This window comes from Salinifilum ghardaiensis (assembly GCF_054491345.1).
Window position 1 is genome coordinate 4444815 of the sequence record NZ_CM137101.1, and the last position, 24510, is coordinate 4469324.

Below are 24510 nucleotides of genomic sequence, written 5' to 3' on the forward strand. Positions count from 1 at the left end.
AAAAAGACCTACTTGCGAGTAAGGAATTCGTCCTCCGCAGAAGGGATTCGAATCCGGCCGGGCGTGCACTAGGATTCCCGCGGGTAACGCGCGGTTGTCGGCGCACGACATCCGCACCGGCAGTCTTTTCGCGGGAGGTTACGACGTGGCCACGGGCGGCATCGCCGGCCAGGCGGGCGGCGGCTCGACGGCGCGGCGGCTGGTCCTGGGCAGCCAGCTGCGACGGCTCCGCGAAGCCAGCGGCATCTCGCGCGAAGAGGCCGGCGAGGCCATCCGCGGGTCCGGCTCGAAGATCAGCCGGATGGAACTGGGGCGCGTCGGGTTCAAGGAACGCGACATCACCGATCTGCTCCGCCTCTACGGCGTCGACTCCGCGGAGGAGCACAAGTCCTTCGTGGACATGGTGCGGCTGTCCAACGAGCCGGGGTGGTGGAACCGCTACAACGACCTGATGCCCTCCTGGTTCCAGGACTTCGTGGGCCTGGAGGAGTCGACCTCGCGGATCCACACCTACGAGCTGCAGTTCGTCCCCGGCCTGCTGCAGACCGCGAACTACGCCCGCGCGGTCACGCTCGGCGGCCGCCCCGACGCGCCCCCGGACGACATCGACCGGCGCGTGCGCCTGCGCCTGCAGCGGCAGGCGCTGCTCGCCGAGGAGGACGGCCCGCACCTGTGGGCGGTGATCGACGAGTCGGTGCTGCACCGGCCCATCGGCGGGCGCTCCGTGCTGCGCGAACAGCTCGAGCACCTCCTCGAGGTCACGCGCAGCCCGCACATCTCGCTGCAGGTGCTGCCGTTCGACCTGGGCCGCTCGGGCGCCGAGGGGGCCTTCACGATCCTGCGGTTCGCCGAGCCCGAACTGCCGGACATCGTCTACCTCGAGCACATGTGCGGCGCGCTCTACCTGGACAAGCCGGACGAGGTGGAGGAGTACAGCAAGGCCAGCCACCGCCTCGCCGTCGACGCGCGCACGCCCGAGCAGACCCGCGAACTGCTCGCGCAGCGGCTGCGGGAGCTTTGACCCGCTCCGCCATGCCCCCGCGGGGTACCCGGATCCGAGAACAACGGCATCCGCCCACGTCAACGCGGCCGTTCGGCTGAGACCGCGGCGGTCGTGCTGACCAAGCGCACACACCGCGCGGAGCACCACTAGGCCCGGTCAGTGATCACGATCTCAACCGCGTGCACGTGCATTCACGCGTGCACTGCCCCCTGCTACTGTCGCGTACGTCGCGTGCACGTGCAGATGAGCGTGCAGAGGGAGTTCGGGAAAGGAACAGGCACCTCGATGGCAGAGATCCACAACGGCATGTCGGCCGAGCTGTTGCCCACGAGCTGGCGACGCAGCCGATACAGCGGTGCGGTGGGCAATTGCGTCGAAGTGGCGGAACTGACCGACGGAGGCGTCGCCGTGCGCAACTCCCGGCACCCCAACGGCCCGGCTCTGGTCTACACCCGCGCCGAGATGGCCGCATTCCTGCACGGAGCCAAGGACGGCGAGTTCGACGACCTCGTCCTCTGACATCCGATCGTGCCCCTCCCCGCCCGAGGAAACGGTGGCGCCATGAACGAGATCACCTGCGACCTGCAGGGCCTGACCGCCTGCGGCTTCGAGTTCGCGCACCCCCGGGACGCCGGTGGCGCCCTCGTCGCCGTCGTCGGACTGCGCGTGCTCGACGAAGCCATCGACGTGATCAAGCTGTTCGGCGAGGACGACGCGGAAGCGCTGCGCGTTCCCAGCGACGAGGCCGACATCCTGTTCCCCGGCCGCGTGCTGTGGCGGGCCGCGGGCACCGCGGACGAGGTGGTCGAGGAGGTCCTCGCCCTGGACGGCGCCTCGGCCCGGCACCACATGCAGCCGACCGGGTACTGGCCGCCCGCCCCGGCGCACCCGACGAGCCCGGTGCCCGCATCGGTCTGAGCCGGCGCCGCCTCCTGCGCACCCCCACCGGGAACCCCGACCTCCCGGCCCGGGTGACGCCCTTGCGCTCCGCCCCCGACGGCGCCCCGCGGCGCCCCCGAGCGGCGGGCTCGGCACCCCCGAACGGCGCGGACGCCGCATTCCGCCCGCGCCGGCCGAGCCCGCCGCGCCCGCCCCGGGTCGACGGGACACCCGAGGCGACGGAGCACCTCTGAGCTGATCCTGGATGCCGCCGAGGCGGCACGTTGAAGCTTATACCCCACGGGGGTAGTGTATGCGGTGCGAGGGGATCCGGCGGAACCTCGCCTGGCCCCCCGGAGCGGAGCCCGGCGAGGTCGCCGGTGGCACCCCCGAGCGGAATCCCGGGAGGGTCCCTGGTGGGATCGCCGCCGAGGCGGTCCGGCGCGGCCACCGCCCTCGGGCGGGCGTCCCGGGCGGAGGAAGCATCCAGGAACGGAACCGAGCAGGAGGCACCGTGAGCACCACCTACGTCGTCGAAGGCATGAGCTGCGACCACTGCGTCCAGGCCGTGCGCAGCGAGCTCGGCGAGCTCTCCGCCGTCAGCGACGTCGACGTCGACCTGTCCACCGGCCGCGTCACGGTTACCGGCGACGCCGCGGAGGACACCGTCCGCGAGGCCATCGCCGAAGCGGGCTACGACGTGGTCGGCGCGGAGTGAGCACGCCCGGCGGGCGGGCACCGCGCCGCGCGGTCGCATCCGCGGCCCGTGCCGCACCGCCGTCGGGCCAGCGTCCGCTCCGCCGCGGGGCAGCCCGCCCCCCGGGGGCGGCTCCGCACGCCGACGGGCCCACCTCCCCGCGGGGCTGCTCCGTCCGGTCCGATCATCACGCGATCGGGTCGGATGAGCAGCCCCGGCGGGTACGATGCCTCCAGTACGCGAGCGCGACACGGGAGCGGTGATGCACGGCTATACGGCGAACAAGGAGAACTACCTCAAACGGCTGCGCCGCATCGAAGGCCAGATCCGCGGGTTGCAGCGCATGGTCGAGGAGGACCAGTACTGCATCGACGTGCTGACCCAGTCCGCCGCCGCCTCGAAGGCGCTGCAGTCCGTCTCGCTCGGCCTGCTCGAGGAACACCTGCGGCACTGCGTCGGTGAGGCCATGACCGAAGGCGGCGAGGTCGCCGAGGAGAAGATCAAGGAGGCCAGCGACGCGATCGCGCGCCTCGTGCGCTCCTGAACGCGCCCGCCCCTGCGCGCTTCCCGTGCGACGCCCGGACTCTCACGCCGCGATCGAGCGCACGCTCCGGCAGAGCCGCTCGATCTCGGCGGTGGTGTTGTAGCCGTGCACCGAGGCGCGCACGAGCGCGTCCAACCCGCGTTCGCCCATGTCCCACGGCGTGGACGGGGCGCGCGACACCGTCAGGTTGAAGCCCTCCTCGCGCAGCTTCCCCACCAGGTCCGGTGCGGGCATCCGCTCGTGCCGGAAGGTCACGATGCCGGAGCGCTCCGCCCCGATGTCGGCCACCCGCACGCCGGGCAGTTCGGCGAGCAGCCCCCGCAGCCGCTCCGCCAGCCCGGTCACGTACCGGTGCACCCACGCGACGCCCGTGTCGCGGTAGTAGCGCGCCGCCGTCCCCAGCCCCAGCACACCGGCCACGTTGCGCTCCCAGAGCTCGAACCGCCGCGCGTCCTCGCGCAACCGGAACCCCCCGTCGTCGAGCGCCGCCGAGTGCAGGTCCAGGTGCTGGGGCGTGAGCTCGGGCAGCAGGTGGCGCCGCACCGCGAGGAACCCCGTTCCGCGCGGCCCGCGCAGGTACTTCCGCCCGGTGACCGCCACCGCGTCGGCGCCGACGGCGGGCACGTCGATCGGCACCTGGCCGATGCTCTGGCAGGCGTCCACGAGGAACACCGCCGGTGAGTCGCGCACGAGCTCGCCGATCTCCGCCAGCGGTTGCAGCAGCCCGCCGTTCGTCGGCGCGTGCGTCACCGCGACCACGCGCACGTCGTCGTCGAGGGCCCGGCGCAGCGCGTCGGTCGAGAGCTGCCCTTCCGGGGCGCTCGGCACGGTTTCCACCCGCACGCCGCGGCTTTCGGCTGCGGCGCGCATGGCGATGATGTTGCTGGAGTACTCCGGGGTCGTGGTCAGGACGCGGTCGCCGGAGCGGAACGGCACGGCCGTGAACACCGCCAGCCAGGAGCGGGTGGCGCTGTCGGTGATCGCGATCTCGTCGGGCTCGGCGTTCACCAGCGCGGCCAGCTCCCGGTAGGCGCCGTCCAGCTCCTCGTCCACCTGCTCGGCCGCCTCGTAGCCGCCGATGGCCTCCTCCGAGCGCAGGTGCTGCACGACCCGGTCGACCACCGGTTTCGGCGGTAGCGCCGAGCCCGCGTTGTTGAAGTGGGTGACCGCCTCGCACCCGGCGGTGTCCGCGCGCAGCGCCGCCACCTTCTCCCGGGTTTCCGGTGCGTCGAGCACGATGTCCCGTCCCTTCCGTCCGCGTCGGCCGTGCCGTCCAGCGAACACGACCGCGGGGGCGCGGACAACCCGCCCGCGGTCACCGCGAGCCGTTTTCGCGACCGCGCGACCGAATCCTCCCGTTCGCGTGCACAATGTTCCCGTGGCAGACGAGCCCGGCGCGATGCGCATCAGCGACGAGGACCGCAGGCGGGTGGACCGGCGGTTGCAGCAGGCCCTGGCCGAGGGTCGGCTGACCGTCTCGGAGTACGAGGAGCGCTCCGGTCGCTGCTGGGCGGCGCGCGTCCAGCGCGACCTCGACCCCCTCACCCAGGACCTGCCCGCGGAAACCGCCGAGGAGGCCGTTCCCGCGCGAGCGGGCGAGGCGGAGGACGCCGAGACCGCTCCGGCGGAGAAGAGCCGCGCGAGCCGGGTGTTCGACCTCGCGGTCGGTGCGCTCGCGGTCGCCGCCGGGGTGTTCGGCGTGGGCTACGTCGCCACCGCCTCCGACGGCGCGGTCGTCTTCGGCGAGCGGACCGTGCGGGTCTCCGAGAGCGCCGACCGCGTCGAGGTCGGCGCGCTGTTCGGCTCGGTGGAGGTGGTCGTGCCCGAGGGCGTCAACGCGGACACGTCCGGCCTGATGGTGTTCGGCAGCACCGAGTGCGCGGCGGCCTGCACCGGCGGCTCCGGTGCGAACACCGTGCCCGTGAACACCCGCGGTGCCTTCGGCAGCGTCGAGATCGTCACCCCGCAGGAGCGCGCCGCCGGCGGTCTCGACGAGGACGACGACTGAGCTCGTTCGGCCTCACACCGCGCTGCGGCGGGACGCCCGAGGAGCCCCCCACCGGGACAGGGGGCGCAGGATCTGGTTCCCGGCCTTGTTCCCGCGTTCCACGATCAGGTAGTCCTCGCGCTCGCCCACCACGGGTTCGAGCTCCGGGGTCTGGTGCCCGCTGACCACGGCGAACCAGCGGGGGTGGCTGCGCAGGTGCCGGTAGGCGCCGATGCTCATCGTGATCTCCGTGGAGCAGTGGGAGTTGGCGCACTCGCACGTGAACCGCTCCGTGCCCTCGATCTCGTCGTTGTCCGACATGCGCTGCCAGAGCCGTTCGCTGAAGCGGTGGTAGGCCTCCTCGTTGGTCAGGATGCGGCGCTCGCGCATGCGGCTCATCTGCACCCCGGCGCGGACCTGCCCGTAGTTGAGCAGCGAGACCAGCAGGACCCCACCGATGATGTTGCCCGCGGTGGCCGCGCCCAGCCACACCACGTACGCCCCCACCGAGGCCTCCCCGGCGAGCACGGACGCCAGGATGTAGCCGCTGGAGGCGATGCAGTGGGCGAAGCCCAGCAGGCCCACCGGGAAGGTGATCAGCCAGATCACCGCGATCTGCCCGATCGTGCTCTGGGCGCTGGTGACCAACCACGACATCAACGCGATCAGGAAGCCCCCGAGGATGCCGCTGGTGAACACGCGCAGCACCGGCTGGTGCGTCGCCGCGGTCCCCAGCTGCACCAGCTCCGTGAGCACCTCGGGCTGCAGCGCACCGGTGACCGTCGCCAGCGTCGCGAACACCAGCGCGCCGAGCACGTTGGCGCACAGCACCACGACCCACAACCGCAACGTGGCCAGCACGTGCTGCCGCTCCTCGAAGATCAGCACGACCGGGAACAGCGTGTTCTCGGTGAACAGCTGCGCACGCCCGATGACCACCGCGATGAACCCCAGCGGGTAGAACAGCTCGGCGATGAACGCGCCCCCGTCCCCGGGTAACGCCGCCAGCGCGCCCGACACCCCCAGGCCGGTGAGTCCCATGAACAGCCCGGCGGCCACGCCGGAGAAGGCCAGCGCGCTGGTCGTGCGGTTCAGCTCGGAACGAGCGTCGACGAGCACGCGGTCGTAGATCTCGCGCGCGGTCAGCCGCCCGGATTCAGGTGCCATAGGTGTCCCTCAGTACCGGCCTCGGAAGTGGATCGGATGGTGCTCGCGACTCGCGCGAAGCAGAAGCCGGGACAGCATAACGACCGGTCTCGGCGCGTTTCACAGGAGTCGACGGAAAACCGCAGCGGGCGCGAACGACCGATTCCGCGAAGGCGCGTGCGATGTGGCGCACACCGCTCGGCAGCGCGTGTTACCCACGCCACCAGGCAGTGCGGGCACCGGAGTCACCGCAGGTCGGCTCCCGGTACCGGCGTCGGCGCCCACCACGCGTTCCGGGGCGGCCCCGGCGCGATCATTTCCGTTGGGAGTCCGCAGTGGACTGACGATTCCGATATCGGAACCGGGGAATTCACTCGCCGTTCCCGGGGAAAAAACGAATCGGGCGCAGGAGCGGGTGTTCGGTCGCGGCCGCGGTCGCTGCCGCGCGCCGAGCGGAGCACCGCGGAGTTCCGCCGGCCCGAGCGTCGCGGGCGACCCGACGTCGCGAACGATCCGGTGCCGGCGAGCACCCGGATCCGGAGCGGCCCCACCGGCGACCACGCCCCGACCAGCGCCCCGACGAACGACGAGGCCGCAGCCGCTCACGCAGCGGCTGCGGCCTCGGAACAGGTGGTTCGCGCAGTCCGGGAACCAGTGCGCGATGCTGGGATCGAACCAGCGACCTCTACCGTGTCAAGGTAGCGCTCTCCCGCTGAGCTAATCGCGCGTGCCGGATGCCCGCGATCCCGGTGCGGGACCGCCGCCGGCTCGGCACGGAAAGCCTATCCCACGCCCGCGCGCGGTGCGGCACCGGGGTGCGCGGAACGGACTCGCCGCGCCGGGCGGCCCTCCGGGTGCGAAGCAGGCGGAGGGCCGCCCGCTCCAGGCGGTTCCCGCGGAGCCGTCGGCACCCGGAGCTGCCCGCGCTGCCCGTCACGCGTGCCCGCCGCACGCGCCTGCCGCCGCAGCAGAACCCGCCCGGAACGGCGAAAGCCGGTGTGCCCGGGGCACACCGGCTCGACCGTCGGCGACCGCCGCTCCCCGGAACGGGGAGCGCGGCGCCGGGAGCGGCGCGCGGTGCGCACCCCGCAGCGGGGGTGCGTCCGGTCGCGCCGCTGAGCGCGCGGGAGGCCTCAGCGCTCGGCCATCTTCTTCTGCAGGTTCTCGTCCAGCGTGTTCAGGAAGTCCTGCGTGTTCAGGTAGCCCTGGTCGCCGCCGACCAGCAGGGCCAGGTCCTTGGTCATCTTGCCGCTCTCGACGGTCTCGATGACGACCTGCTCCAGCGTCTGCGCGAAGGACACGACCTCCGGCGTGGAGTCCAGCTGGCCGCGCTGCTGCAGGCCGCGGGTCCAGGCGAAGATCGACGCGATCGGGTTGGTGGAGGTCTCCTCGCCCTTCTGGTGCCGCCGGTAGTGGCGGGTGACCGTGCCGTGGGCGGCCTCCGCCTCGACCGTGCCGTTCTCGGTCATCAGCACCGAGGTCATCAGCCCGAGCGAGCCGAAGCCCTGGGCGACCGTGTCGGACTGCACGTCACCGTCGTAGTTCTTGCAGGCCCACACGTAGCCGCCTTCCCACTTGAGCGCGGAGGCGACCATGTCGTCGATGAGCCGGTGCTCGTACTCGATCCCGGCGGCCTCGAAGTCGGCCTTGAACTCGTTCTCGTAGACCTCCTCGAACACCTCCTTGAACATGCCGTCGTAGGACTTGAGGATCGTGTTCTTGGTGGACATGTACACCGGGTAGCCGCGCTGCAGGCCGTAGCGCATGGAGGCGCGGGCGAACTCCTCGATGGAGCGGCGGTAGTTGTACATGCCCATGGCGACGCCGCCGTCCTCGGGGAACTTCGCGACCTCGAGCTGGACCGGCTCGCTGCCGTCGTCCGGCGTGTAGGTCACGGTGACCGTGCCCGGGCCGGGGACCTTGAAGTCCTGCGCCTTGTACTGGTCGGCGTGCGCGTGGCGGCCGATCACGATGGGCTTGGTCCAGCCCGGCACGTAGCGCGGGATGTTGGAGATGACGATCGGCTCCCGGAAGATCACGCCGCCGAGGATGTTGCGGATCGTGCCGTTCGGGCTGCGCCACATCTTCTTCAGCCCGAACTCCTCGACGCGGGCCTCGTCCGGCGTGATGGTGGCGCACTTGACGCCCACGCCGTGCTTGGCGATCGCGTGGGCGGCGTCGACGGTGACCTGGTCGTCGGTGGCGTCGCGGTGCTCGATGCCCAGGTCGTAGTAGTCGAGGTCGATGTCCAGGTAGGGGTGGATCAGCTTGTCCTTGATGAAGGACCAGATGATCCGCGTCATCTCGTCGCCGTCGAGCTCGGCCACGGTGCCCTGTACTTTGATTTTGCTCATGTGGCGGGGTGCTCCTCTCGCGAGAACGCAAGCGGTACGAGCGTACTGCTATCAGTTTTCGATTGTGCCTGCCCGCCCACGATGACCACCACCCCGTCGGCAGCGCGATACGCCACTTCCCGGAATCCACCCCCGGAGCCCGCGCGAGCGCGGGGCAGCGGCGGTCCGCCCGGCTCGCGAGCAACGCGGCGATCCTCCGACGCGCCCGCTCGCGCCGCGAACGCCCTACTAGGCTGAGTCGTCGAACGCATGATCTTGGGAGTGGCATGTCTACCGGACCGACGCACGCAATGAGCGGTGTGACCGCGTGGGCGGCGGTCACCGCCCTGGCGGGCAGCCACACCATCGGACAGCTCAGCCCGAAGACGTGGGTGGTCGGGGCGACGCTGTCCGCAGGTGCCGCACTGCTGCCGGACATCGACCACCCCAAGTCGACGGTGGCCAGCACCTTCGGCGGCATCTCCCGGGGAGCCTCCGCCGCGCTGAGCGGGCTGAGCGGCTTCATGTACCGGCTCACCCGCACCAAGCACGACAGCGACCGGGAGGGCACCCACCGCGGGTTTACCCACACCGTCGTGTTCGCCATTCTCGCCGGGCTCGTCACCACGGCGATCGTGCAGTCCAGCAACGGTGCGGCCCTGGCCGTGCTCATGTTCGTCTTCGCCGGCCTGACGGTGCGCGGCATCATGCACAAGTGGAACCCGCGGCAGGACGCCCTGCTCATCGCGGCCACGTCCGTGCTGCTCACGGTGGCTTGCTGGGCGTGGACCGGTGACCAGCCCACCGACGCGGCGGCGTTCGGCGTGGCCGTGATGATCGGTTGCACCGCGCACTTCCTCGGCGACGCGATCACCGAGAAGGGCTGCCCCATGCTGTGGCCGTTGCCGCTCAAGGGCCAGACCTGGTACCCGGTGGCACCGCCGAAACCGCTGCGCATGACGACCGGGGGCAAGGTGGAGATGGTCCTGGTCGGCCCGGCGCTCACGTTCGGCGCGGTCGTGTTCGGCGCGATCGCGCTCTACCGCATCGGCGCGGCCCCCTGGCTGGCCGAGCTGGACCTGCCGCCGCAGATCGCGGCTTGGCTCCCGCCACAATCCCCGCATTGAGTCCGGGCAAACCACCCATCCGGTCCGGCCTGGCCGATAAGGTAAGAAGAAGGCGGGCAGGCAGCACTGGCTGGGACAGGCTCGGAGGAACCATGCGAGCCGGTACACGCGACCGGACACGGAAACTGATCACGCGCGCGAGCGCACCGTTCGCCCTGGTGCTGACGGTTCTCGCGGCCTGCGGCGGGCTGCACGGGACGCAGCAGGGCCAGAACGGCGCGCCGCGCGTCGACCCCGCGGACATGTCGGCGTGCGCCCGCGCGATCAACGTCGCCAACTTCATGCCCAACTTCGTCGACCCGCGCCAGGCGCGCGCGGACGCGCACGACAAGCTCTTCGAGATCAACGGTCTGCTGGCCCGGACCAGCGACGAACAACTGCGCAAGAACTTGGAGGACGTGCGGTCCTCGGTGCAGCGGGTCGCCGACGGCGAGGTCTCGCTCGACAGCAGCGGGCAGTGGGCGAACCAGCAGTCGGAGAACTACGAGGAGGTCAGCACCACCTGCTCGCGCGTGCAGGAGGGGTGAGCCCGCCCGCGTTCCCGTCCGGCCGCAACCCCGCGGAACAGCGGAGACCCCGAGCAGCGGACGCCCCCGCCCGGCGCACCCGAACGAGTGGCACCCGCACCCCCTGCGGAATGTGGCGCCGGTCACCTACTCTGGGCAGCGGAGGTGATGGGCATGCAAGCGACGGTGGGCGACCAACTCCACGTGCACAGCCGGACCATCTCGGAGATGGACCGCATGGGCGTCATCATCGAGGTCCGCGGCGAGGACGGCGGGCCGCCGTACCTCGTGCGCTTCGACGACGGCCACGAACGGCTGGTCTTCCCCGGCGGGGACTGCGTCGTCGAACCACCCCGCCCCCGTCAAGGGGACTGACCCGCCCTGGAGACCCGGGAGCGAGGCACGTCCCGGCAGCACCGGCGGAGCGCCGGTGCCTCCCGCGCGACCGACCCGGTGCGGCACGACGCCGCACGGCCGACTGATCCGACTCCACAGATGCGGCACCGGGCGGTATCGTCCCGGTGCCGTCGTCCGTCCGACCGCTTCCCGCCGGGCCGCCGCATCGCGCCGGCAGGACGCGCAACGCCAGCGCGGGCAACGGCGCGAACGGAAGGCACCACCCACGCGCGTGACCGCGATCGACTTCCTAGAGTAGGTCGCGATGAGGGGCGCTTGGCGAGGAGGCGGTGAAGAGGTGCGAGACAACTGGGCGTCGGCAACGCCGGCCGACCCGCGGGTCGGCGAGTTCCCCGACGGCGACGGCGACGCGGCGGACGGGCCGTTCGCCGCCCTCGGTGCCGGGGCGGCCCCGTCGGCGGAACTGCCCGCGGGCGGCCTGATGACCGAGCAGGCCGCCTACGCGGACTCCCGCAACGCCCTGTGCTGGCTCAGCGACGAACCGCCCGCACCCCAGCTCGTGGCCGCCCTGCGCGGCGAGCACCGCCGGACCGGGCTGTGGCCGCTGCTGGTCTGCGACAGCACCGAGACCTACGGCGACCGCTGCACCATCGGCGTCGTCCCGCCGGAACCCCTCGAGCACATCGACCGGTGGACCATCGAGGACGTCATGGCCCGCATCTGGGACGGGCTCGTGCAGGCCGACGGTGAGCTCGGGCCGGCCTACGACCTGGACACGCTCGCCCCGTTCGACCACTCCTGCCCGGGGCCGGCCGTCCCCGGCAACCTGCTGGCCGACCCCGACATCCTGGCCAACCAGCAGCTCGCCCGGTTCGTCGACGAGCAGTCCCAGCTCGCTCTCGTCCCCGTGCGGCACGGCTCGGACGTGCTCACCGCCCTGGGGTGGTCGGGCGCGTCCAACCACGTGTCCCGCACGGCCGGGTTGTCCGCCATGGCCCGCAGCTGGGAGCAGCGGTTCGGCGCCCGCGTGCTGCGGCTCGGCCCGGACCGGCTGGACCTGAGCGTGTCCGCCCCGCCGCAGGACGCCGAGCACGCAGCGGCCGTCGCCGCCGAGCACTGGACGTTCTGCCCGGACCGCATCGTGCAGGAATCCGGCAGCATCGCCGAGTACGCGCGCGAGATCCGCGGGCGGCGGACCTGGTCGTTCTGGTGGGATTGACCGGCGCGGGTGTGAGTGATCGGAGCGGGTGTGAGTGACCGGCGCGGTCGGGATGACCGGCGCGGTCACCGGCCGCGCCTCACCCGAACGGGCCGCCCTCGATGGTCAGCGCGACGTACCCGATCGCCACGCCGAACCCGCCGTACAGCGCGACATCGACCGCCCGGGTGCGCAGCGCCAGCAACCCGGCGCGGTGTTCGGGCACGGTCACGCGCAGCACGGCGGCCACGAGCAGCGCCGCGCTCACGAGCGCGGCGCCCTCCCGCCAGTGCTGCAGCGCAACGCGGAGGAAGCCGAGCAGCGCGATCAGCGCGACGAACGCGAACGGGAGGTGCTCGCGGAACCGCGGGTCGTCCCACAACCGGTCGCTCATACCTCCCCTTCCGCGCCGACGCGCCGACCGGGCGCGCTCACAGGCCCAGGCGGCGCTCCGCTTCCTCCACGACGTTCGTCAGCAGCATCGTCCGGGTCATCGGCCCGACACCGCCCGGGTTCGGCGAGAGGTGACCGGCGACCTCGGCCACGTCCGGGTGCACGTCACCGGCCGGCCCGGACTCGGTGCGCGTCACGCCGACGTCCAGCACGGCCGCGCCGGGGCGCACCATGTCGGGCGTGATCAGACCGGGCTTGCCGGCGGCGGCGATCACCACGTCCGCGCGCCCCACCTCGGCGGCGAGGTCGGTGGTGCCGGTGTGGCACAGCGTCACGGTGGCGTTCTCGCTGCGCCGGGTGAGCAGCAGGCCGATCGACCGGCCGACGGTGATGCCGCGGCCCACGACGGTCACCCGCGAGCCCTTCAGCGGCACGTCGTAGCGGTGCAGCAGCTCGATGATGCCGCGCGGCGTGCACGGCAGCGGCCCCGGTTCGTTGAGCACGAGGCGCCCGAGGCTGATCGGGTGCAGCCCGTCGGCGTCCTTCTCCGGGGCGATCCGCTCCAGCAGCGCCCCCGAGTCGAGGTGGTCGGGCACGGGCAGTTGGACGATGTAGCCGGTGCACGCCGGATCGTCGTTGAGCTCGTCGAGCACCGCCTCGACATCGGCCTGGCTCGCATCGGCGGGCAGGTCCTTGCGGATCGAGGTGATGCCGACCTTGGCGCAGTCGTTGTGCTTGCCGCGCACGTAGGAGTGGGACGCCGGATCGTCACCCACCAGCACCGTCGCCAGGCCCGGGGTGTGCCCGTGCTCGGCGAGCCGGGCGACGCGGGCACCCAGTTCCCCGTAGATCGCGTCCTTCGTGGCCTTGCCGTCGAGAATCGTCGCGCTCACAGTGACATCCTGGCAGAGCGCCGGTCACCGCGGCAGACGGGGAGTGGGCAGCGAAGCCACCCCGACCGCGACCAGTGTCAGCAGCACACCCGCCACTGTGGACGCCCCGACGTGCGTGCCGGGGGCCGGCACGAGCAGGTCCAGCAGCAGCGCGCCGATGAGCTGCCCGGAGATCATGCCGAGGCTCAGCAGCAGCACGCCGGTGTGCCGCACCAGCGCCACCGAACCGCCGATGACGAAGATCCCCAGCAACCCCCCGACGTACAGCCACGGTTCCGGCGGGAACTCGCCGGGCAGGCCGCGCACGGCGGCGGTGGCCGCGAGCGCCAGCAGCAGCGCCACCGTGCCCACCCCGAAGTTCAGCGTCGTCGCCGCCACGTTGGACTCCGCGGTCTGCTTGACCAGCCCGTTGACGGCGGCCTGCCAGCCGAGGCCGATCCCCGCGAGGGCGGGCAGCAGCACGAGCCAGCTCCCGTGGCTGCTCCCCAGCTCGGAGGACATGGCGATCACCACGGCCACCACGGCGATCGCGGCGCCGAGCAGGCGCGGCGGGGTGACCGGCTGCTTGCCCGCCGGCCCCAGCCCCATCCGGTCCACGACCATGCCGCTGACCACCTGCCCGGCGACGACCGCGATGGTGAACAACGCGACGCCGATCAGGGCGGCTGCGGTGCCCTGCGCGAAGACGAGGTAGCCGCCGCACACGCCGCCGAGGCACTCCCAGGGGCGCAGCCCTCCCGCGGCCCGCACGCTCCCGGCGACCCGGCGCGCTCCGCTCCGCGCCGCGGGCGTGGCCGCGGCGGCGACGAGCAGCACGGCGAACCCCACGCCGAACGAGATCACACCGGCGGTCACGCCGTCGCCCAGCCGATCGCCGAGCGTTCCGTTGATCCGGGCCTGCACCGCCAGCAGCACGCCCACGCCGGCGGCCGCGACCCCGGCGATCGCGCGCCGGCCGGTCCGTCCGGCGGGGGTGGTGGAGCGTTCTGAGGACACGGTCACGTGCGGGCAGTCTCCTCCGCCGCACGCGTGGAACGCGAGCCGTGCAGGCTGTGATGTGCGACAAGCGCGACCCCGCCGGCGACGAGCAGCGCGGCGGCCCCGGCCGCAGCTGCGGGCCCGACGAGATCCATCATCGCGCCGGACAGCGGGGAGGCCACCGCGGCACCGGCGGTGGTGGCGCTGAAGAACCACCCGAAGGCCTCGTTGCGCCGCTCGGGCGGGGCGATCTCGGCCACAGCGCTGTTCGCCGCGGCCAGGCTCGGCGCGATCGCCATCCCGCCCAGCCCCAGCAGCACGGCCACGACCAGCGGCGACCCCGCCGTCACCGGGGGGAGCGCGGGCACGAGCACGGCGAGCCCGACCGCCGCCGCGATCCCGCGCCGCCACAGCACCGGCCGGCCGGGCAGCCCGCCCGCGAGGAGCCCGCCGGTCAGCGACCCCAGCGCCCACACCGCGGCGAGGACCCCGGCCAGCTGCGGCGTGCCGCGTTCCTGGGACCAGCCGACGAGCAGCAGGTCGCCCGCGACGAGCCCGGCGATCAGGGCCGCGCCGAACGCGGGCAGCCGCAGCATCCCCGGGGTCCGCAGGAGGCTGCGCCCCTCCCCGGCCTCCCCCGCCGCGCGGGCGGGGGCGCGCTGCAGCCCCGCGTGCCGCAGGGCCAGCGCGAACGACGCGGGCCCGAGGACGGACACGGCCGCGACCGCGAGCGTGCCCACGTCCGCACCGAGGTGGGTCACGGCGAACGCGGCGAAGACCGGGGCGACCACGTAGATCAGCTCCTGCAGCGTGGCCTCCACCGCGTAGGCGGCCTCCAGGGCCGCCCCCGAGGCGATCCGCGGCCAGATGGCCTTGCCCACCTGCCCCACCGGCGGCAGCGCCATCCCGGTCACCCCGGCGAGCGGGATCACCGCCCACCAGTGCTGCGCGGGCACCGCGGCGGCGACGAGCACGATCGCGACCAGCCCCGCCGCGTACAGCGCGCCCAGGACGGTCAGGAGCAGCGGGACGGATCGGCGGTCGGCGGCACGCCCCCGCACCGGCCCCGCCGCGGCCTGGCCGACCGTGACGGCTCCGACCACGACACCGGCGGAGGCGTAGGAACCGGTCCACTCCGCGACCAGGAAGGTGAGCACCATCGGCACGGCGGGCATCTGCAGGCGGCCGAGCAGGCTGAACGCCATGAGGCCCGGAGCGTGCGGAACGCCGGTCAGGATGCGGTACGGGCGGAGCAGCCGGGGTTGCGACACGACCTCCACCATGGCGTGCGGCGAACGCGCGCCGCCAGCGGTTTTCCGCGGCGCGCCGCGTGCGAGACGGTGCACATCGGCCGACGGGGTTTGTGATCGAATCCCACCTGGTGGTGTGATGTTGTTCCACCCCGGTCACGGGGGAAGCTGTGCGCCGCGGACCGGCCCGACGGGCGCCCATCCCCGACAAGAGGCGCGCGTGCCCTGCACCGACGATCGGAACGGCACACGCGGCACACTGCTTCACTCGTGTCGAGTAGCGTCTAGTGCGGGGTGGGGACGCTGTGCTTGGCCCAGAGGGGGAGGATGTCACCCATGTCGCGTCCGACAGCGATCAGCCCGGAAGAGCAGGAACAGGTCGCCCGTCAGATCGGGGTCCTGCTGTTACAGGCCGTGCCCGACGACTGGCAGCAGATCACCGTGGAGTACCGCGCCACCGGTGAGTACCACGACCTGCTCGGCGAGATCATCAAGCAGGACGGCACCTCCGAGGAGTGGGAACCGCCGACCGAGCTGCCGGGGATCTTCGAGAACCTGCGGGACGGCATGTACCGCCCGGACGTGGGGACCTGGCTGAGCGCGCTGTACGTGGTCGAGCGCCCGTCGTCCTACCGCATCGACATCAACTTCGACTCCGAGCCGAGCTGGCGCCAGCCGCTGCCGCGCGGGGCGTACGCGGACGAACTGCGCCGCTACCCGCGCGCCGAGGAGAACATCCCGGAGTGGATGTGGGCGAAGCTCGACGGCTCCGACGCCTCCGCGGAGGAGGACGCCCCGGAGCGCTCGGACTCCGCGGAGCCCGCTCCCACCGCCCCGCAGCCCGCCGAGCGCGCTGGTGACGGAGCCGCGGGCACCGAGGCGCCCGGCGGCGAGGAGGCCGAGCAGCTCGCCGTTCCGGCATCGCCCGCGGAACTGGCCGACTCGGACGAGCCGGGGCAGGACGGCGCCGCCGCGGTCGCGGACGGCCCCGGTCCACCCGGCGCGGTCGCACCAGGGCAGGGCTCCGGGTTCGCCCCCGCCGCGGACCGGGGCTCCTCGGACGCGGAGCGGGCACCCGCCGTCGCGGAGGTCTTCGCCGACATCGACGACCGGGGACTCCCCCTGCTCTCCGGCCGCCCACCGGTGCCGCTGGAAGAGGTCGCCTCGCTGCGGCAGTACCTGGAGACCGCACCGCTGGTCCAGCGCACGGACGAGCACCACGACGAACTGGACTCCGAGCGCTCGCTGAGCGTGCCCGGCACGTGGCACACCGACGGCGTCTGGCTCTGGCCGGGCGCGGTGCCCTACTACCTCGCCCAGTACGGCGTCCCCCCGCAGCCGGAGCTGCTGGCGCACATCCGCGAACGCGGTTTCACCGTGCCCGCGGTGCCGCCGGAGCGGCTCGACGCGGTGCGCGGGTTCCTCGACGGTGCTGCGGGCCCCGCCGGGGAAACCGCCGAGGAGGTCGCCACCGCGCACGCCGGGGATCCCGCCGCGGAGGAGCAGGACGGGACCGCGCCGGAGGGCTGGGCCGCATCGGAGGACTGGGCGCACGGCGAGCCGGCCCCGGCTGCGCACGCGGGCGCGCAGGTGCAGGAGCCCCCGGCAGCGGGAGAACTCGGCGCGGGAGAACTCGGCGCGGAGGAACTCGGCGCGGGGCACCCCGAGGAGGGCGACCTCGCGGAGACCGCCGCGTCGCTCGCGGGCGAGACCGCGGAAAGCGCCCCGACCGCCGCGGACTCCTCCGCAACGCCGCAGGCGGGAACCGGCGAGCTCGCGGAACCGGGAATCCTCGGACGCGAGGAACCGGCCCACGAGGCCTTCGGCGGAACCGCGGAGCTCGGCGAAGCGGCGGAGCTCGGCGAAGCGGCGGAGCTCGGCGAAGCCGCGGACGGAGCCCCGTTCGACGGTGCCGCTGGTGGCGCGACCGCCGCGGAAGAGGAGCCGGACGAGCCGGACCTCGACCCCGAGGCGGTGTTCGCGCAGCTGCACGACAAGCTGAACGCCCACGGCGCGGGGAGCGAGGAGTACCGGATCGGCAACCGCGTGGACACGGCGCGCTGCTTGTTCGCCGACGGTCCGGCGTGGGTCGTCACCGACGAGGACGCCGAGGTGCGGTTCACCCGCGTCGACCACGCCGCCGCGTTCCTGCTCGGTACCCTGCTGCTCCAGCACGACTCGCCGCAGCCGGGTGAGTCCCCCGCCGCCGGGACCGGCGAACCGGACCTCCTCCGGACCGCCGGGGGCCCGGACGGCCCGGAGGCCGCGTCCGCACCGGTGGAACCGGCTGGCGGTCCGGAGCCGGGGGCCGCGGACCCGGCGGGGGCGGTCGACGGCGGTACCGGTGCGGAACTGCCGAAGCACCCCGGCGGCAATCCGCTGTTCACCGCCAACCAGCCGAGCGAACCACCGGAGCCGGTCGGGAACGTCGCCGAAGCCCTGGAAACCGACGCCCCGGCGCAACCGCCGCGCCCGGACGGTCCTCCGGTCCCGCCGGGAGTGCAGGAGGGCCAGCAGCCGCCAGCTCCCGCACCGCAGCCGCCCGCTGCCGGGCAGGCCCCGGGGATGCCTCCTGCGCCGCAGGCGCCCGCCGCGCACGGCGGCCAGCCTCCCGCGCCGCACTCCCCGCAGAGCGGGCAGCAACCGCCGCAGGCACCGGGCCAGCCGCCGGCCGCGAACAACGGTGCACCGGTTCCACCGCTGCCGAAGCGGCAACCGCGGCAGGACGGCGGCGGTGTGCCTCCCGCTCCGCAGCAGCCGAACGGGGCCCAGCTCAACGGGGTCCAACCGAACGGTGCTCAACAGAACGGGGCTCAACCGAACGGGGCGCACGCCGGCGGCGCGCCGGGGATGGGAGCTCCGCCGCAGCAGGGGCAGGCACCGGTGCCGCCGCGTCCGCAGCAGCCGGGGGCCCAACCGGCGGGGCAGCAGCCGCCGCAGGCACCGGGCCAGCCGCCGGTGAACCCCTCGTCGGGCGAACAGCCGGTGCAGAACCCGGCCGCGCAGGTGAACATCCAGCCGTTGAACGGGGAACCGCCGCTGACGCTGTACCGGGACCGCCGGCAGGTCATGCTGCAGCCGGGCACCGAGCTGGACCGCTTCGGCGAACCGGGCGGCAACGTGACTTACGCGTTCCGCACGCCGTACGGCAACCGGTCGCTGCCGCCGCAGTGGTCGAGCCGCAACTACTACGCCTACCGCGTGCAGCGGCCGCTGCAGGTGCTGCGCGGTTCGGCTGTGCCGTGGTTCGAGCAGCCCGGCGGGGGCACGGCGTACGTGCTGCCCGCCTCCGTCGAGGAGCTGCTGGCGGAGGGCGTGCTGGTGGAAATGCCCCCCACCGAGGTTCCGCGCCCGCCGATGGAGTGACGAGCACGCGAGCACCTCCGGAGCACACCGCGGGACCTCCGCGGTGTGCTCCTCTTCTCGGCCGGGCGGCGGCGTTTCGACCGCCAGGAACCCGGGGCGAGGACGTCAGGGCACGACGACGACGGGCCGCACCGCTTCGACGACGAGCGTGGCCGGCACGGTCCCCAGCAACCCGCCGCGGCGGCGGGAGCGGCCGACCACGATGAGATCCGCCCGGTACTGCTCGGCGACCTGCTCCAGTCCCACCGCGGGATCGCCGCGGTGGTGCACGAAGTCCCAGTTGATGTCGATGTCCCGCAGGTGCTCGACCACCTCGTCCTTCAACTCGGCCACGAGGCTCTCCGCCGCCTCGCTGGCGACGGCCACGCCCATGGGCGACCAGTAGGCCACCCCGCCCACGGCCTCGACGTAGACGAGCACGAGTCGCGCCCGCTCCCGCCGCGCCAGCCCCGCAGCCCACGCCGCGGCGTGAAAGCTCGCCGGGCTGCCGTCCATCCCGACGACGATGCCGCCCAGCCCGTCCTTGCCGATCTCGAAACCGGTCATGTCGCGTTCGGCCACGCCAAGATGGTATGGCCCGCGGTCACCGGGTCCGACGCCTGCGACGCATTCGCAATCTCCGGTGCGCACCGCGCCGCTCCAGCGGTGAACCGCGAGGCCGGCGGAGGGGTTCCGGGCTGCGCCGGGGTCCCCGCGGGGATCCACCGCGCCCGCTGCCACCCCGCCCCGGACACGCGAACGGCCCCGGCCGCGGGGCCGGGGCCGTTGCTGCGCTCCGCCGGTTCGGGGCGGGAGGGGCCGGTTCGGTGCGGGAGGGCTCCGCCGGTTCAGTGCGCGAAGTGGCGGGTGCCGGTGTGGTACAGCGCCACGCCCGCCGCCGCGCAGACCTCGATCGTCTCGGTGTCCCGCACCGAACCTCCCGGCTGCACGATCGCCCGCACCCCGGCGTCGATGAGCACCTGCGGCCCGTCCGCGAACGGGAAGAAGGCGTCCGAGGCCGCCACCGACCCGCGCACCCGGTCACCGGCGCGGGAGACCGCCAGCCGCGCCGAGTCGACGCGGTTGACCTGGCCCATGCCCACGCCGACCGTCGCCCGGTCCGCCGCCAGCAGGATCGCGTTCGACTTCACCGCGCGGCACGTCCGCCACGCGAAGGCGAGATCGGCGAAGGTGGCCGCGTCCACCGCTGCGCCGGCGGCCAGTTCCCAGTTCGCCGGGTCGTCGCCCGGGGCGTCGACCGCGTCCGCGCCCTGGGTGAGCAGACCGCCCGAGATGGCCCGCATCTCCACCCGGCCGCTCTTCGGCGGCTGCGCGGTGAGCAGCCGGATGTTCTTCTTGCGCATGAGCACGTCCTGGGCGCCCTCCGCATACCCCGGGGCGACCACGACCTCGGTGAACACCTCCGCGATCTGCTCGGCCATGGTCACCGAGACCTCGCGGTTCGTCGCGATCACCCCGCCGAACGCGCTCACCGGATCGCACTCGTGCGCCTTGCGGTGCGCCTCGGCGATGTCCTCGGCCACGGCGATGCCGCACGGGTTGGCGTGCTTGATGATCGCCACGCAGGGGTCGTCGTGGTCGTGCGCGGACCGCCACGCCGCGTCCGCGTCCACGTAGTTGTTGTAGGACATCTCCTTGCCGTGCAGCTGCGCCGCGGCCGCCAGGCCCGTGGCCTCCCCACCGGAGACGTACAGCGCCGCGGGCTGGTGCGGGTTCTCGCCGTAGCGCAGCAGCGACCGGCGCTGCCAGGTCTGCCCCATCCAGCCGGGGAACGGGCTCCCCTCCGCGGACTGCTCGGCCTCGGCGTCCTGCCGCTGGCTCATCCACGAGGCCACGGCCACGTCGTACGAGGCGGTGTGCCGGAAGGCGGCCGCGGCCAGCTCGGCGCGCTGCTGGAACGTGAAACCGCCGCCGCGCACCTGCTCCAGCACCCAGTCGTAGTTGCTCGGGTCGACCACGACCGCGACGTTGGCGTGGTTCTTCGCGGAGGCGCGGACCATCGCCGGGCCGCCGATGTCGATGTTCTCGACGACCTCCTCGTCATCGGCGCCCGAGTCGACCGCGCGCACGAACGGGTAGAGGTTCACCACGAGCAGGTCGAACGCTGCGATGTCCAGGTCCTGCAGCTGCTGCGCGTGGGTCTGCCGGCGCGTGTCGGCGAGCAGCCCCGCGTGCACCCGCGGGTGCAGCGTCTTCACCCGGCCGTCGAGGACCTCGGGGAAACCGGTGAGCTCTTCGACCGGAGTGACCGGAACCCCCGCATCGGACAGCGCCCGGGCCGTGCCCCCGGTGGACACGATCTCCACCCCGGCGCCGTGCAACCCGGTCGCCAGCTCCAACAGGCCGGACTTGTCCGACACGCCGATCAGCGCACGCCGCACCGGACGATGCGCGGAGTTCGTACTCACGGGATACTCACCTTCCGTCCCTGCACGGTCCACCCGTGCTCCGCCAGCTGATCCAGGGTGTCCACCAGCAGTCGCCGTTCCGCGGCCTTGATCCGCTCATGCAGACTCGACTCGTCGTCACCGGTGGCCACCTCGACGGCCTCCTGGGCGAGGATCGGGCCGGTGTCCACACCGGAATCCACGACGAACAGCGTGCAGCCGGTCACCCGCACCCCATATTCCAGCGCGTCCCGCACTCCGTGCATGCCGGGGAAGGACGGCAACAGCGCCGGATGACTGTTCAGGTACCGCCCGCCGAAACGGGCGAGGAACGCCTCGCCGACCAGCTTCATGAAACCGGCCGACACCACCAGGTCGGGCTCGTGCTCCGCGCAGACCTCGGTCAGCGCCCGATCCCACTCCTGGCGCGCACCGTGATCGGACACGCGTCGCACGAACGTGGGGATCCCCGCGCGCTCCGCCCGCGCGAGCCCTTCGACCCCGGGGCGGTCGGCTCCGACGGCGACGACGCGGAAGCGGTCCGACCCGGCGTCGAGCAGCGCCTGCAGCAGGCTGCCCGATCCCGACACCAGCACGACCACGCGCGCGGGTGCTCCGGTGCTCAACCGCCGCGGCTCGTTCCCCTGCCCCGGTTCAACCGTGGTGCTCAGCGTGGACTCCCGACCTCTTCGGCGACCTGACGACGTTCCACGACGCGTTCTCCGCATGCAGCGTAGGTGCCGACCGCCGGGCGAACGCGCAGGGGTCTCACCGGTCGCGGTCCCGCCGGGGCGGAAAGCCTCAGCTCAGGCGCCGATCGGTCGGATCGGCATCGAGTTCGTCCGGTTCCGGCTCGACCGCGGCGGACGGGGTGGTCAACCTCTCACCGCGCAGGGACGCGGCACCTCCCGGCCCCTCGGCCGGCTCGTCCGCGGTGCCCGGTCCTGCGGCGACCTCCTCCGCGGAGTCCGCGGGGATCTCGGCGACGAGCTCGGGGGCGAGCTCCTCGGGCGGTGCCTCGCGCAGTTCCTCCGCCGGGGAGTCCCCGGAGCCGGGCCCCTCCGCAACGGCGTCCTCGTCGAGCAGATCCTCGCCGGTGCCCTCCGGTTCCCCGACGAGCTCGGGGTCGGCGAGCTCCGGCGCCGGGGGCAGGAACGCCAGTACCGCCGCGGGCACCGCAGTCCAGCCGAACGTCGCCAGCGCCAGCACCACCGGACCGAGGTCGACGGGGCTGAGCGGACCGTCCGCCACGGTCCCGCCCGCGAGCCAGGCCAGCAGCAGCACGCCGAGCGCGATCACCACCGCCGCGACCCCCGCCGCGCGCAGCCGCTCGACCACGTCCAGCAGCGCGCGGCGGCAGAGCACGCCCACGAGCACTCCGGCAGCGGCCGCGAGCAGCACCATCGCCGACCACCACGCGTGCGGCCCGCCGGCGGGCAGCAGGTCCGTCAGCGGGAAGCGCGGCACGTCCCCGGTAGCCAGGTGCCACGGGCCCACCGAGGCGCGGCCGATCTCGAATCCCGTTCCCGCGGCGAAGGACCAGCCGGCCACGACCGCGTTGGGCAGGTAGACCAGCGACAGCGCGGTCATCCCGAAGCCGGCGCCCCACGTGCCCGAACCGTAGAGCTCGGCCAGTTCGGGCAGCGCTGCGCCGAGGGCGACGAGCACGACCCCCGCACCGGCCGCGAGGACCGCGCCGAGCCCGAGCAGCCCGGCGCGCACGCCCGCCCACACGTCCTCCGGGACGTGCGCCCACAGCTGGTAGAGGAGGCCGCAGCGGGGGGCGACGCCGGCGGCGGCCGCGGCGGTGGCCAGCAGGCCCGCGCACGCGAACGCCGGAGCAGGCGCGGCGTGGGGGCCGATGAGGAAGGCCGCCAGCCCCGCCGGGATCGCGTACCCGACGCCGAAGGTCAGCACCACGGGTCCTGCCTGGTCGGGGCGGCGCAGGCGGCACCGGCGCGCGTACGCGGAAGCGGCGGTGGCGATGAGCACCGCGACGAGCGCGGTGGGCAGCAGCGGCAGCACGCCCAGGGCGAGGCCGTCGAGGGTGAGCGGGACCTGGAAGCAGGACAACCACGCCACCACGGCGCCGAGCAGGATCATCGGGGGTTCGAACTGCACCCCCTCCGCCGCGCCCACGACGCAGGCGAGCAGTGCGGCGACGAGCAGGTAGCTCAGCAGCAGGGTCGCCAGGCACACGGCCACGAGCAGCCACCCGCGCGTCCCGCGCCGGCGCGCCGGAGCTGCTCCGGTCCCCGCTGCCCCGGTCCCGGTTGCTCCGGTTTCGGCCGACGGGTCCGCATCCGTGGTGCGCCGGGCTGGTTCCGCGAGTGCATCGGCTTCGGACACGGCGTGAATCTCGCACCGCGCGCGCTCCGGGCGGGCGGCAACACGCCACTCCGTCGATCATGTCTCCTGATCGGGCGATGCGGGAGATGGAGGTGCCGGCCCCGCACGCAGCGGCCCGGGGTGGCGCCGCGCTGCGGAACCACCCCGGGCCGCGGAGATCAGGCCGGGACTACTGGATCACTGCCCGGGATGCGGCATCTGCTGCGTGCCCTGCGGGCCGCTGTTGCCGCCCTGCCCCGCACCCGGAGCCGGTGCCTGGCCGGGTTGCTGCTGGCCGGGTTGCTGCTGGCCCGGTGCCTGCTGCGGTGACGCCGACGGGGCCGGCCCGCCCTGGCCGGGTGCGCCCTGCGGTTGACCGCCGGAGCCCCACCCGCCCTGCGACGCGGCAGGCGGTTGCCCGAAGTGCCCGGGCACGGGCTTGCCCTGCGGTCCCCATCCGGATCCCTGCTGGAACTGGCCGGGCGGGGCGAACGGGGGTGGCGGCGGCTGGGAGCTGTCCGAGCCCGCCCCGCTGGCCGCGGTGACCCCCAGCTCATCGAGCAGCAGGACGACCAGGGCGGCGCTCTGCACCGCGCTCAGCACGAGCACGACGAGCGTGATGCCCACCGATCCGCTGTCGAACAGCGCGTGCACCAGGGCCAGCGAGGCGTACACCGACAGCGGCGCCGCGGCCTGCAGCACGTTCGGGGCGCTCTTGCCGCCGCCGAACGTGGTCGCCGCCAGTCGCAATCCGGACAGCAGCGCCGCGAGGAGCGACGCCGCGCCGGCGGGGCCGGCGAAGTGGGCGCGCGCAGCGTCGTTGAAAAAGCCGATCAGGTAGCCGAGGACTCCTCCTCCGAACGCCACGAGGAGCAGGATCTCGGGGGTTCCGAGCTGGAACCGTCCGGACGCGGTGGCCTTCGGGGGCGGCGGGTACGGCTCGGGCATGGTGTCGACTGTCTCCTCGGAGAGCGTTCGATTGTCGGGACCACCGCGACGGTACCGGATCGGGTGATGCCGGCGACGCGCCAGCAACCGCGCCCCGCCGCTGGTGCCGTTGCCGGTCTTCCCGGACGACCACCGCGCGCTGCGGGTGGCGCGCTCCGCGTCCAGCGCAGTCGGGAACGCAGCCGAGGAC

23 protein-coding genes and 1 tRNA gene are annotated in these 24510 nt (G+C 73.4%); 11 read left to right on the forward strand and 13 right to left on the reverse strand.

What is annotated here, in order from left to right:
* The first annotated feature begins 160 nt into the window (after positions 1-160).
* The 5 genes from ACVGV0_RS20190 to ACVGV0_RS20210 all read left to right on the forward strand — a co-directional run bounded on the left by ACVGV0_RS20190 (position 161) and on the right by ACVGV0_RS20210 (position 3123).
* Positions 161-1021 (forward strand): helix-turn-helix domain-containing protein, encoded by an 861-nt coding sequence (locus ACVGV0_RS20190; protein WP_459160079.1) that lies wholly within the window; start codon positions 161-163, stop codon positions 1019-1021.
* A gap of 267 nt (positions 1022-1288) precedes the next feature.
* On the forward strand, positions 1289-1522 hold the full coding sequence (locus ACVGV0_RS20195) for a DUF397 domain-containing protein (protein ID WP_459157258.1): 234 nt from the start codon (positions 1289-1291) through the stop codon (positions 1520-1522).
* Between the two features lie 42 nt (positions 1523-1564).
* Positions 1565-1921 (forward strand): hypothetical protein, encoded by a 357-nt coding sequence (locus ACVGV0_RS20200; RefSeq protein ID WP_459157259.1) that lies wholly within the window; start codon positions 1565-1567, stop codon positions 1919-1921.
* Between the two features lie 475 nt (positions 1922-2396).
* Positions 2397-2600, forward strand: coding sequence for a heavy-metal-associated domain-containing protein (locus ACVGV0_RS20205; RefSeq protein ID WP_459157260.1), 204 nt, complete (start codon positions 2397-2399; stop codon positions 2598-2600).
* A 241-nt stretch (positions 2601-2841) separates the two neighbouring features.
* Positions 2842-3123, forward strand: coding sequence for a metal-sensitive transcriptional regulator (locus tag ACVGV0_RS20210; protein ID WP_459157261.1), 282 nt, complete (start codon positions 2842-2844; stop codon positions 3121-3123).
* A 42-nt stretch (positions 3124-3165) separates the two neighbouring features.
* Here ACVGV0_RS20210 and ACVGV0_RS20215 read toward each other — a convergent pair whose 3' ends face one another.
* Positions 3166-4359, reverse strand: a complete 1194-nt coding sequence (locus tag ACVGV0_RS20215; protein ID WP_459157262.1) for an aminotransferase class V-fold PLP-dependent enzyme — start codon at positions 4357-4359, stop codon at positions 3166-3168.
* A gap of 142 nt (positions 4360-4501) precedes the next feature.
* On the opposite strand from ACVGV0_RS20215, the gene ACVGV0_RS20220 reads away from it, so the two are divergent.
* Entirely contained in the window at positions 4502-5131 is a 630-nt protein-coding gene (locus ACVGV0_RS20220) for a DUF1707 SHOCT-like domain-containing protein (protein ID WP_459157263.1), read from the forward strand.
* 12 nt (positions 5132-5143) lie between these two features.
* Here ACVGV0_RS20220 and ACVGV0_RS20225 read toward each other — a convergent pair whose 3' ends face one another.
* The 3 genes from ACVGV0_RS20225 to ACVGV0_RS20235 form a co-directional block, all read right to left on the reverse strand.
* A complete protein-coding gene (locus ACVGV0_RS20225) occupies positions 5144-6277 on the reverse strand; it encodes a formate/nitrite transporter family protein (protein ID WP_459157264.1) in 1134 nt (377 codons plus the stop codon).
* Positions 6278-6911: 634 nt separating this feature from the next.
* Positions 6912-6983, reverse strand: a tRNA-Val gene (locus ACVGV0_RS20230).
* A 406-nt stretch (positions 6984-7389) separates the two neighbouring features.
* Positions 7390-8610, reverse strand: a complete 1221-nt coding sequence (locus ACVGV0_RS20235) for an NADP-dependent isocitrate dehydrogenase (RefSeq protein WP_459157265.1) — start codon at positions 8608-8610, stop codon at positions 7390-7392.
* 266 nt (positions 8611-8876) lie between these two features.
* On the opposite strand from ACVGV0_RS20235, the gene ACVGV0_RS20240 reads away from it, so the two are divergent.
* The 4 genes from ACVGV0_RS20240 to ACVGV0_RS20255 all read left to right on the forward strand — a co-directional run bounded on the left by ACVGV0_RS20240 (position 8877) and on the right by ACVGV0_RS20255 (position 11798).
* Positions 8877-9716 (forward strand): metal-dependent hydrolase, encoded by an 840-nt coding sequence (locus ACVGV0_RS20240; protein ID WP_459157266.1) that lies wholly within the window; start codon positions 8877-8879, stop codon positions 9714-9716.
* 158 nt (positions 9717-9874) lie between these two features.
* Positions 9875-10243: a hypothetical protein gene (locus ACVGV0_RS20245; RefSeq protein WP_459157267.1), complete on the forward strand. Its 369-nt coding sequence runs from the start codon at positions 9875-9877 to the stop codon at positions 10241-10243.
* A 153-nt stretch (positions 10244-10396) separates the two neighbouring features.
* Positions 10397-10597 carry a DUF1918 domain-containing protein gene (locus ACVGV0_RS20250; RefSeq protein ID WP_459157268.1) on the forward strand — a complete coding sequence of 67 codons (201 nt, stop codon included), beginning with the start codon at positions 10397-10399 and terminating at the stop codon, positions 10595-10597.
* A gap of 319 nt (positions 10598-10916) precedes the next feature.
* On the forward strand, positions 10917-11798 hold the full coding sequence (locus ACVGV0_RS20255) for a DUF4253 domain-containing protein (protein WP_459157269.1): 882 nt from the start codon (positions 10917-10919) through the stop codon (positions 11796-11798).
* Positions 11799-11877: 79 nt separating this feature from the next.
* On the opposite strand, the gene ACVGV0_RS20260 is transcribed toward ACVGV0_RS20255, so the two are convergent.
* The 4 genes from ACVGV0_RS20260 to ACVGV0_RS20275 are packed head-to-tail and all read right to left on the reverse strand — an operon-like array spanning position 11878 to position 15312.
* Positions 11878-12171 carry a DUF3017 domain-containing protein gene (locus ACVGV0_RS20260; protein ID WP_459157270.1) on the reverse strand — a complete coding sequence of 98 codons (294 nt, stop codon included), beginning with the start codon at positions 12169-12171 and terminating at the stop codon, positions 11878-11880.
* Positions 12172-12208: 37 nt separating this feature from the next.
* Positions 12209-13063 carry a bifunctional methylenetetrahydrofolate dehydrogenase/methenyltetrahydrofolate cyclohydrolase gene (locus ACVGV0_RS20265; RefSeq protein WP_459157271.1) on the reverse strand — a complete coding sequence of 285 codons (855 nt, stop codon included), beginning with the start codon at positions 13061-13063 and terminating at the stop codon, positions 12209-12211.
* Positions 13064-13087: 24 nt separating this feature from the next.
* Positions 13088-14065, reverse strand: coding sequence for a DMT family transporter (locus ACVGV0_RS20270; protein WP_459157272.1), 978 nt, complete (start codon positions 14063-14065; stop codon positions 13088-13090).
* Positions 14062-15312 (reverse strand): MFS transporter, encoded by a 1251-nt coding sequence (locus ACVGV0_RS20275; RefSeq protein WP_459157273.1) that lies wholly within the window; start codon positions 15310-15312, stop codon positions 14062-14064. The genes ACVGV0_RS20270 and ACVGV0_RS20275 overlap by 4 nt, the downstream gene beginning before the upstream one ends.
* A 315-nt stretch (positions 15313-15627) precedes the next feature.
* Here ACVGV0_RS20275 and ACVGV0_RS20280 point away from each other — a divergent pair, with 315 nt between their 5' ends.
* Positions 15628-18657, forward strand: coding sequence for a glycohydrolase toxin TNT-related protein (locus ACVGV0_RS20280; protein ID WP_459157274.1), 3030 nt, complete (start codon positions 15628-15630; stop codon positions 18655-18657).
* A 105-nt stretch (positions 18658-18762) separates the two neighbouring features.
* On the opposite strand, the gene ACVGV0_RS20285 is transcribed toward ACVGV0_RS20280, so the two are convergent.
* The 5 genes from ACVGV0_RS20285 to ACVGV0_RS20305 all read right to left on the reverse strand — a co-directional run bounded on the left by ACVGV0_RS20285 (position 18763) and on the right by ACVGV0_RS20305 (position 24320).
* On the reverse strand, positions 18763-19218 hold the full coding sequence (locus ACVGV0_RS20285; protein ID WP_459157275.1) for a universal stress protein: 456 nt from the start codon (positions 19216-19218) through the stop codon (positions 18763-18765).
* Between the two features lie 266 nt (positions 19219-19484).
* Entirely contained in the window at positions 19485-21065 is a 1581-nt protein-coding gene (purH, locus tag ACVGV0_RS20290; protein WP_459157276.1) for a bifunctional phosphoribosylaminoimidazolecarboxamide formyltransferase/IMP cyclohydrolase, read from the reverse strand.
* Positions 21062-21670, reverse strand: coding sequence for a phosphoribosylglycinamide formyltransferase (purN, locus tag ACVGV0_RS20295; protein WP_459157277.1), 609 nt, complete (start codon positions 21668-21670; stop codon positions 21062-21064). The genes purH and purN overlap by 4 nt, the downstream gene beginning before the upstream one ends.
* 175 nt (positions 21671-21845) lie before the next feature.
* A complete protein-coding gene (locus ACVGV0_RS20300) occupies positions 21846-23249 on the reverse strand; it encodes a cell division protein PerM (RefSeq protein WP_459157278.1) in 1404 nt (467 codons plus the stop codon).
* A gap of 321 nt (positions 23250-23570) precedes the next feature.
* Entirely contained in the window at positions 23571-24320 is a 750-nt protein-coding gene (locus ACVGV0_RS20305) for a DUF5336 domain-containing protein (protein WP_459157279.1), read from the reverse strand.
* Positions 24321-24510: the final 190 nt, after the last annotated feature.

Bases quoted from the DNA above. Each gene is read 5' to 3' on its own strand.
- ACVGV0_RS20235 (WP_459157265.1), bottom strand. From the start codon at position 8,610: ATGAGCAAAATCAAAGTACAGGGCACCGTGGCCGAGCTCGACGGCGAC.
- ACVGV0_RS20240 (WP_459157266.1), top strand. From the start codon at position 8,877: ATGTCTACCGGACCGACGCACGCAATGAGCGGTGTGACCGCGTGGGCG.
- ACVGV0_RS20200 (WP_459157259.1), top strand. From the start codon at position 1,565: ATGAACGAGATCACCTGCGACCTGCAGGGCCTGACCGCCTGCGGCTTC.
- ACVGV0_RS20195 (WP_459157258.1), top strand. From the start codon at position 1,289: ATGGCAGAGATCCACAACGGCATGTCGGCCGAGCTGTTGCCCACGAGC.
- ACVGV0_RS20305 (WP_459157279.1), bottom strand. From the start codon at position 24,320: ATGCCCGAGCCGTACCCGCCGCCCCCGAAGGCCACCGCGTCCGGACGG.
- ACVGV0_RS20210 (WP_459157261.1), top strand. From the start codon at position 2,842: ATGCACGGCTATACGGCGAACAAGGAGAACTACCTCAAACGGCTGCGC.
- ACVGV0_RS20225 (WP_459157264.1), bottom strand. From the start codon at position 6,277: ATGGCACCTGAATCCGGGCGGCTGACCGCGCGCGAGATCTACGACCGC.
- ACVGV0_RS20250 (WP_459157268.1), top strand. From the start codon at position 10,397: ATGCAAGCGACGGTGGGCGACCAACTCCACGTGCACAGCCGGACCATC.
- ACVGV0_RS20260 (WP_459157270.1), bottom strand. From the start codon at position 12,171: ATGAGCGACCGGTTGTGGGACGACCCGCGGTTCCGCGAGCACCTCCCG.
- ACVGV0_RS20280 (WP_459157274.1), top strand. From the start codon at position 15,628: ATGTCGCGTCCGACAGCGATCAGCCCGGAAGAGCAGGAACAGGTCGCC.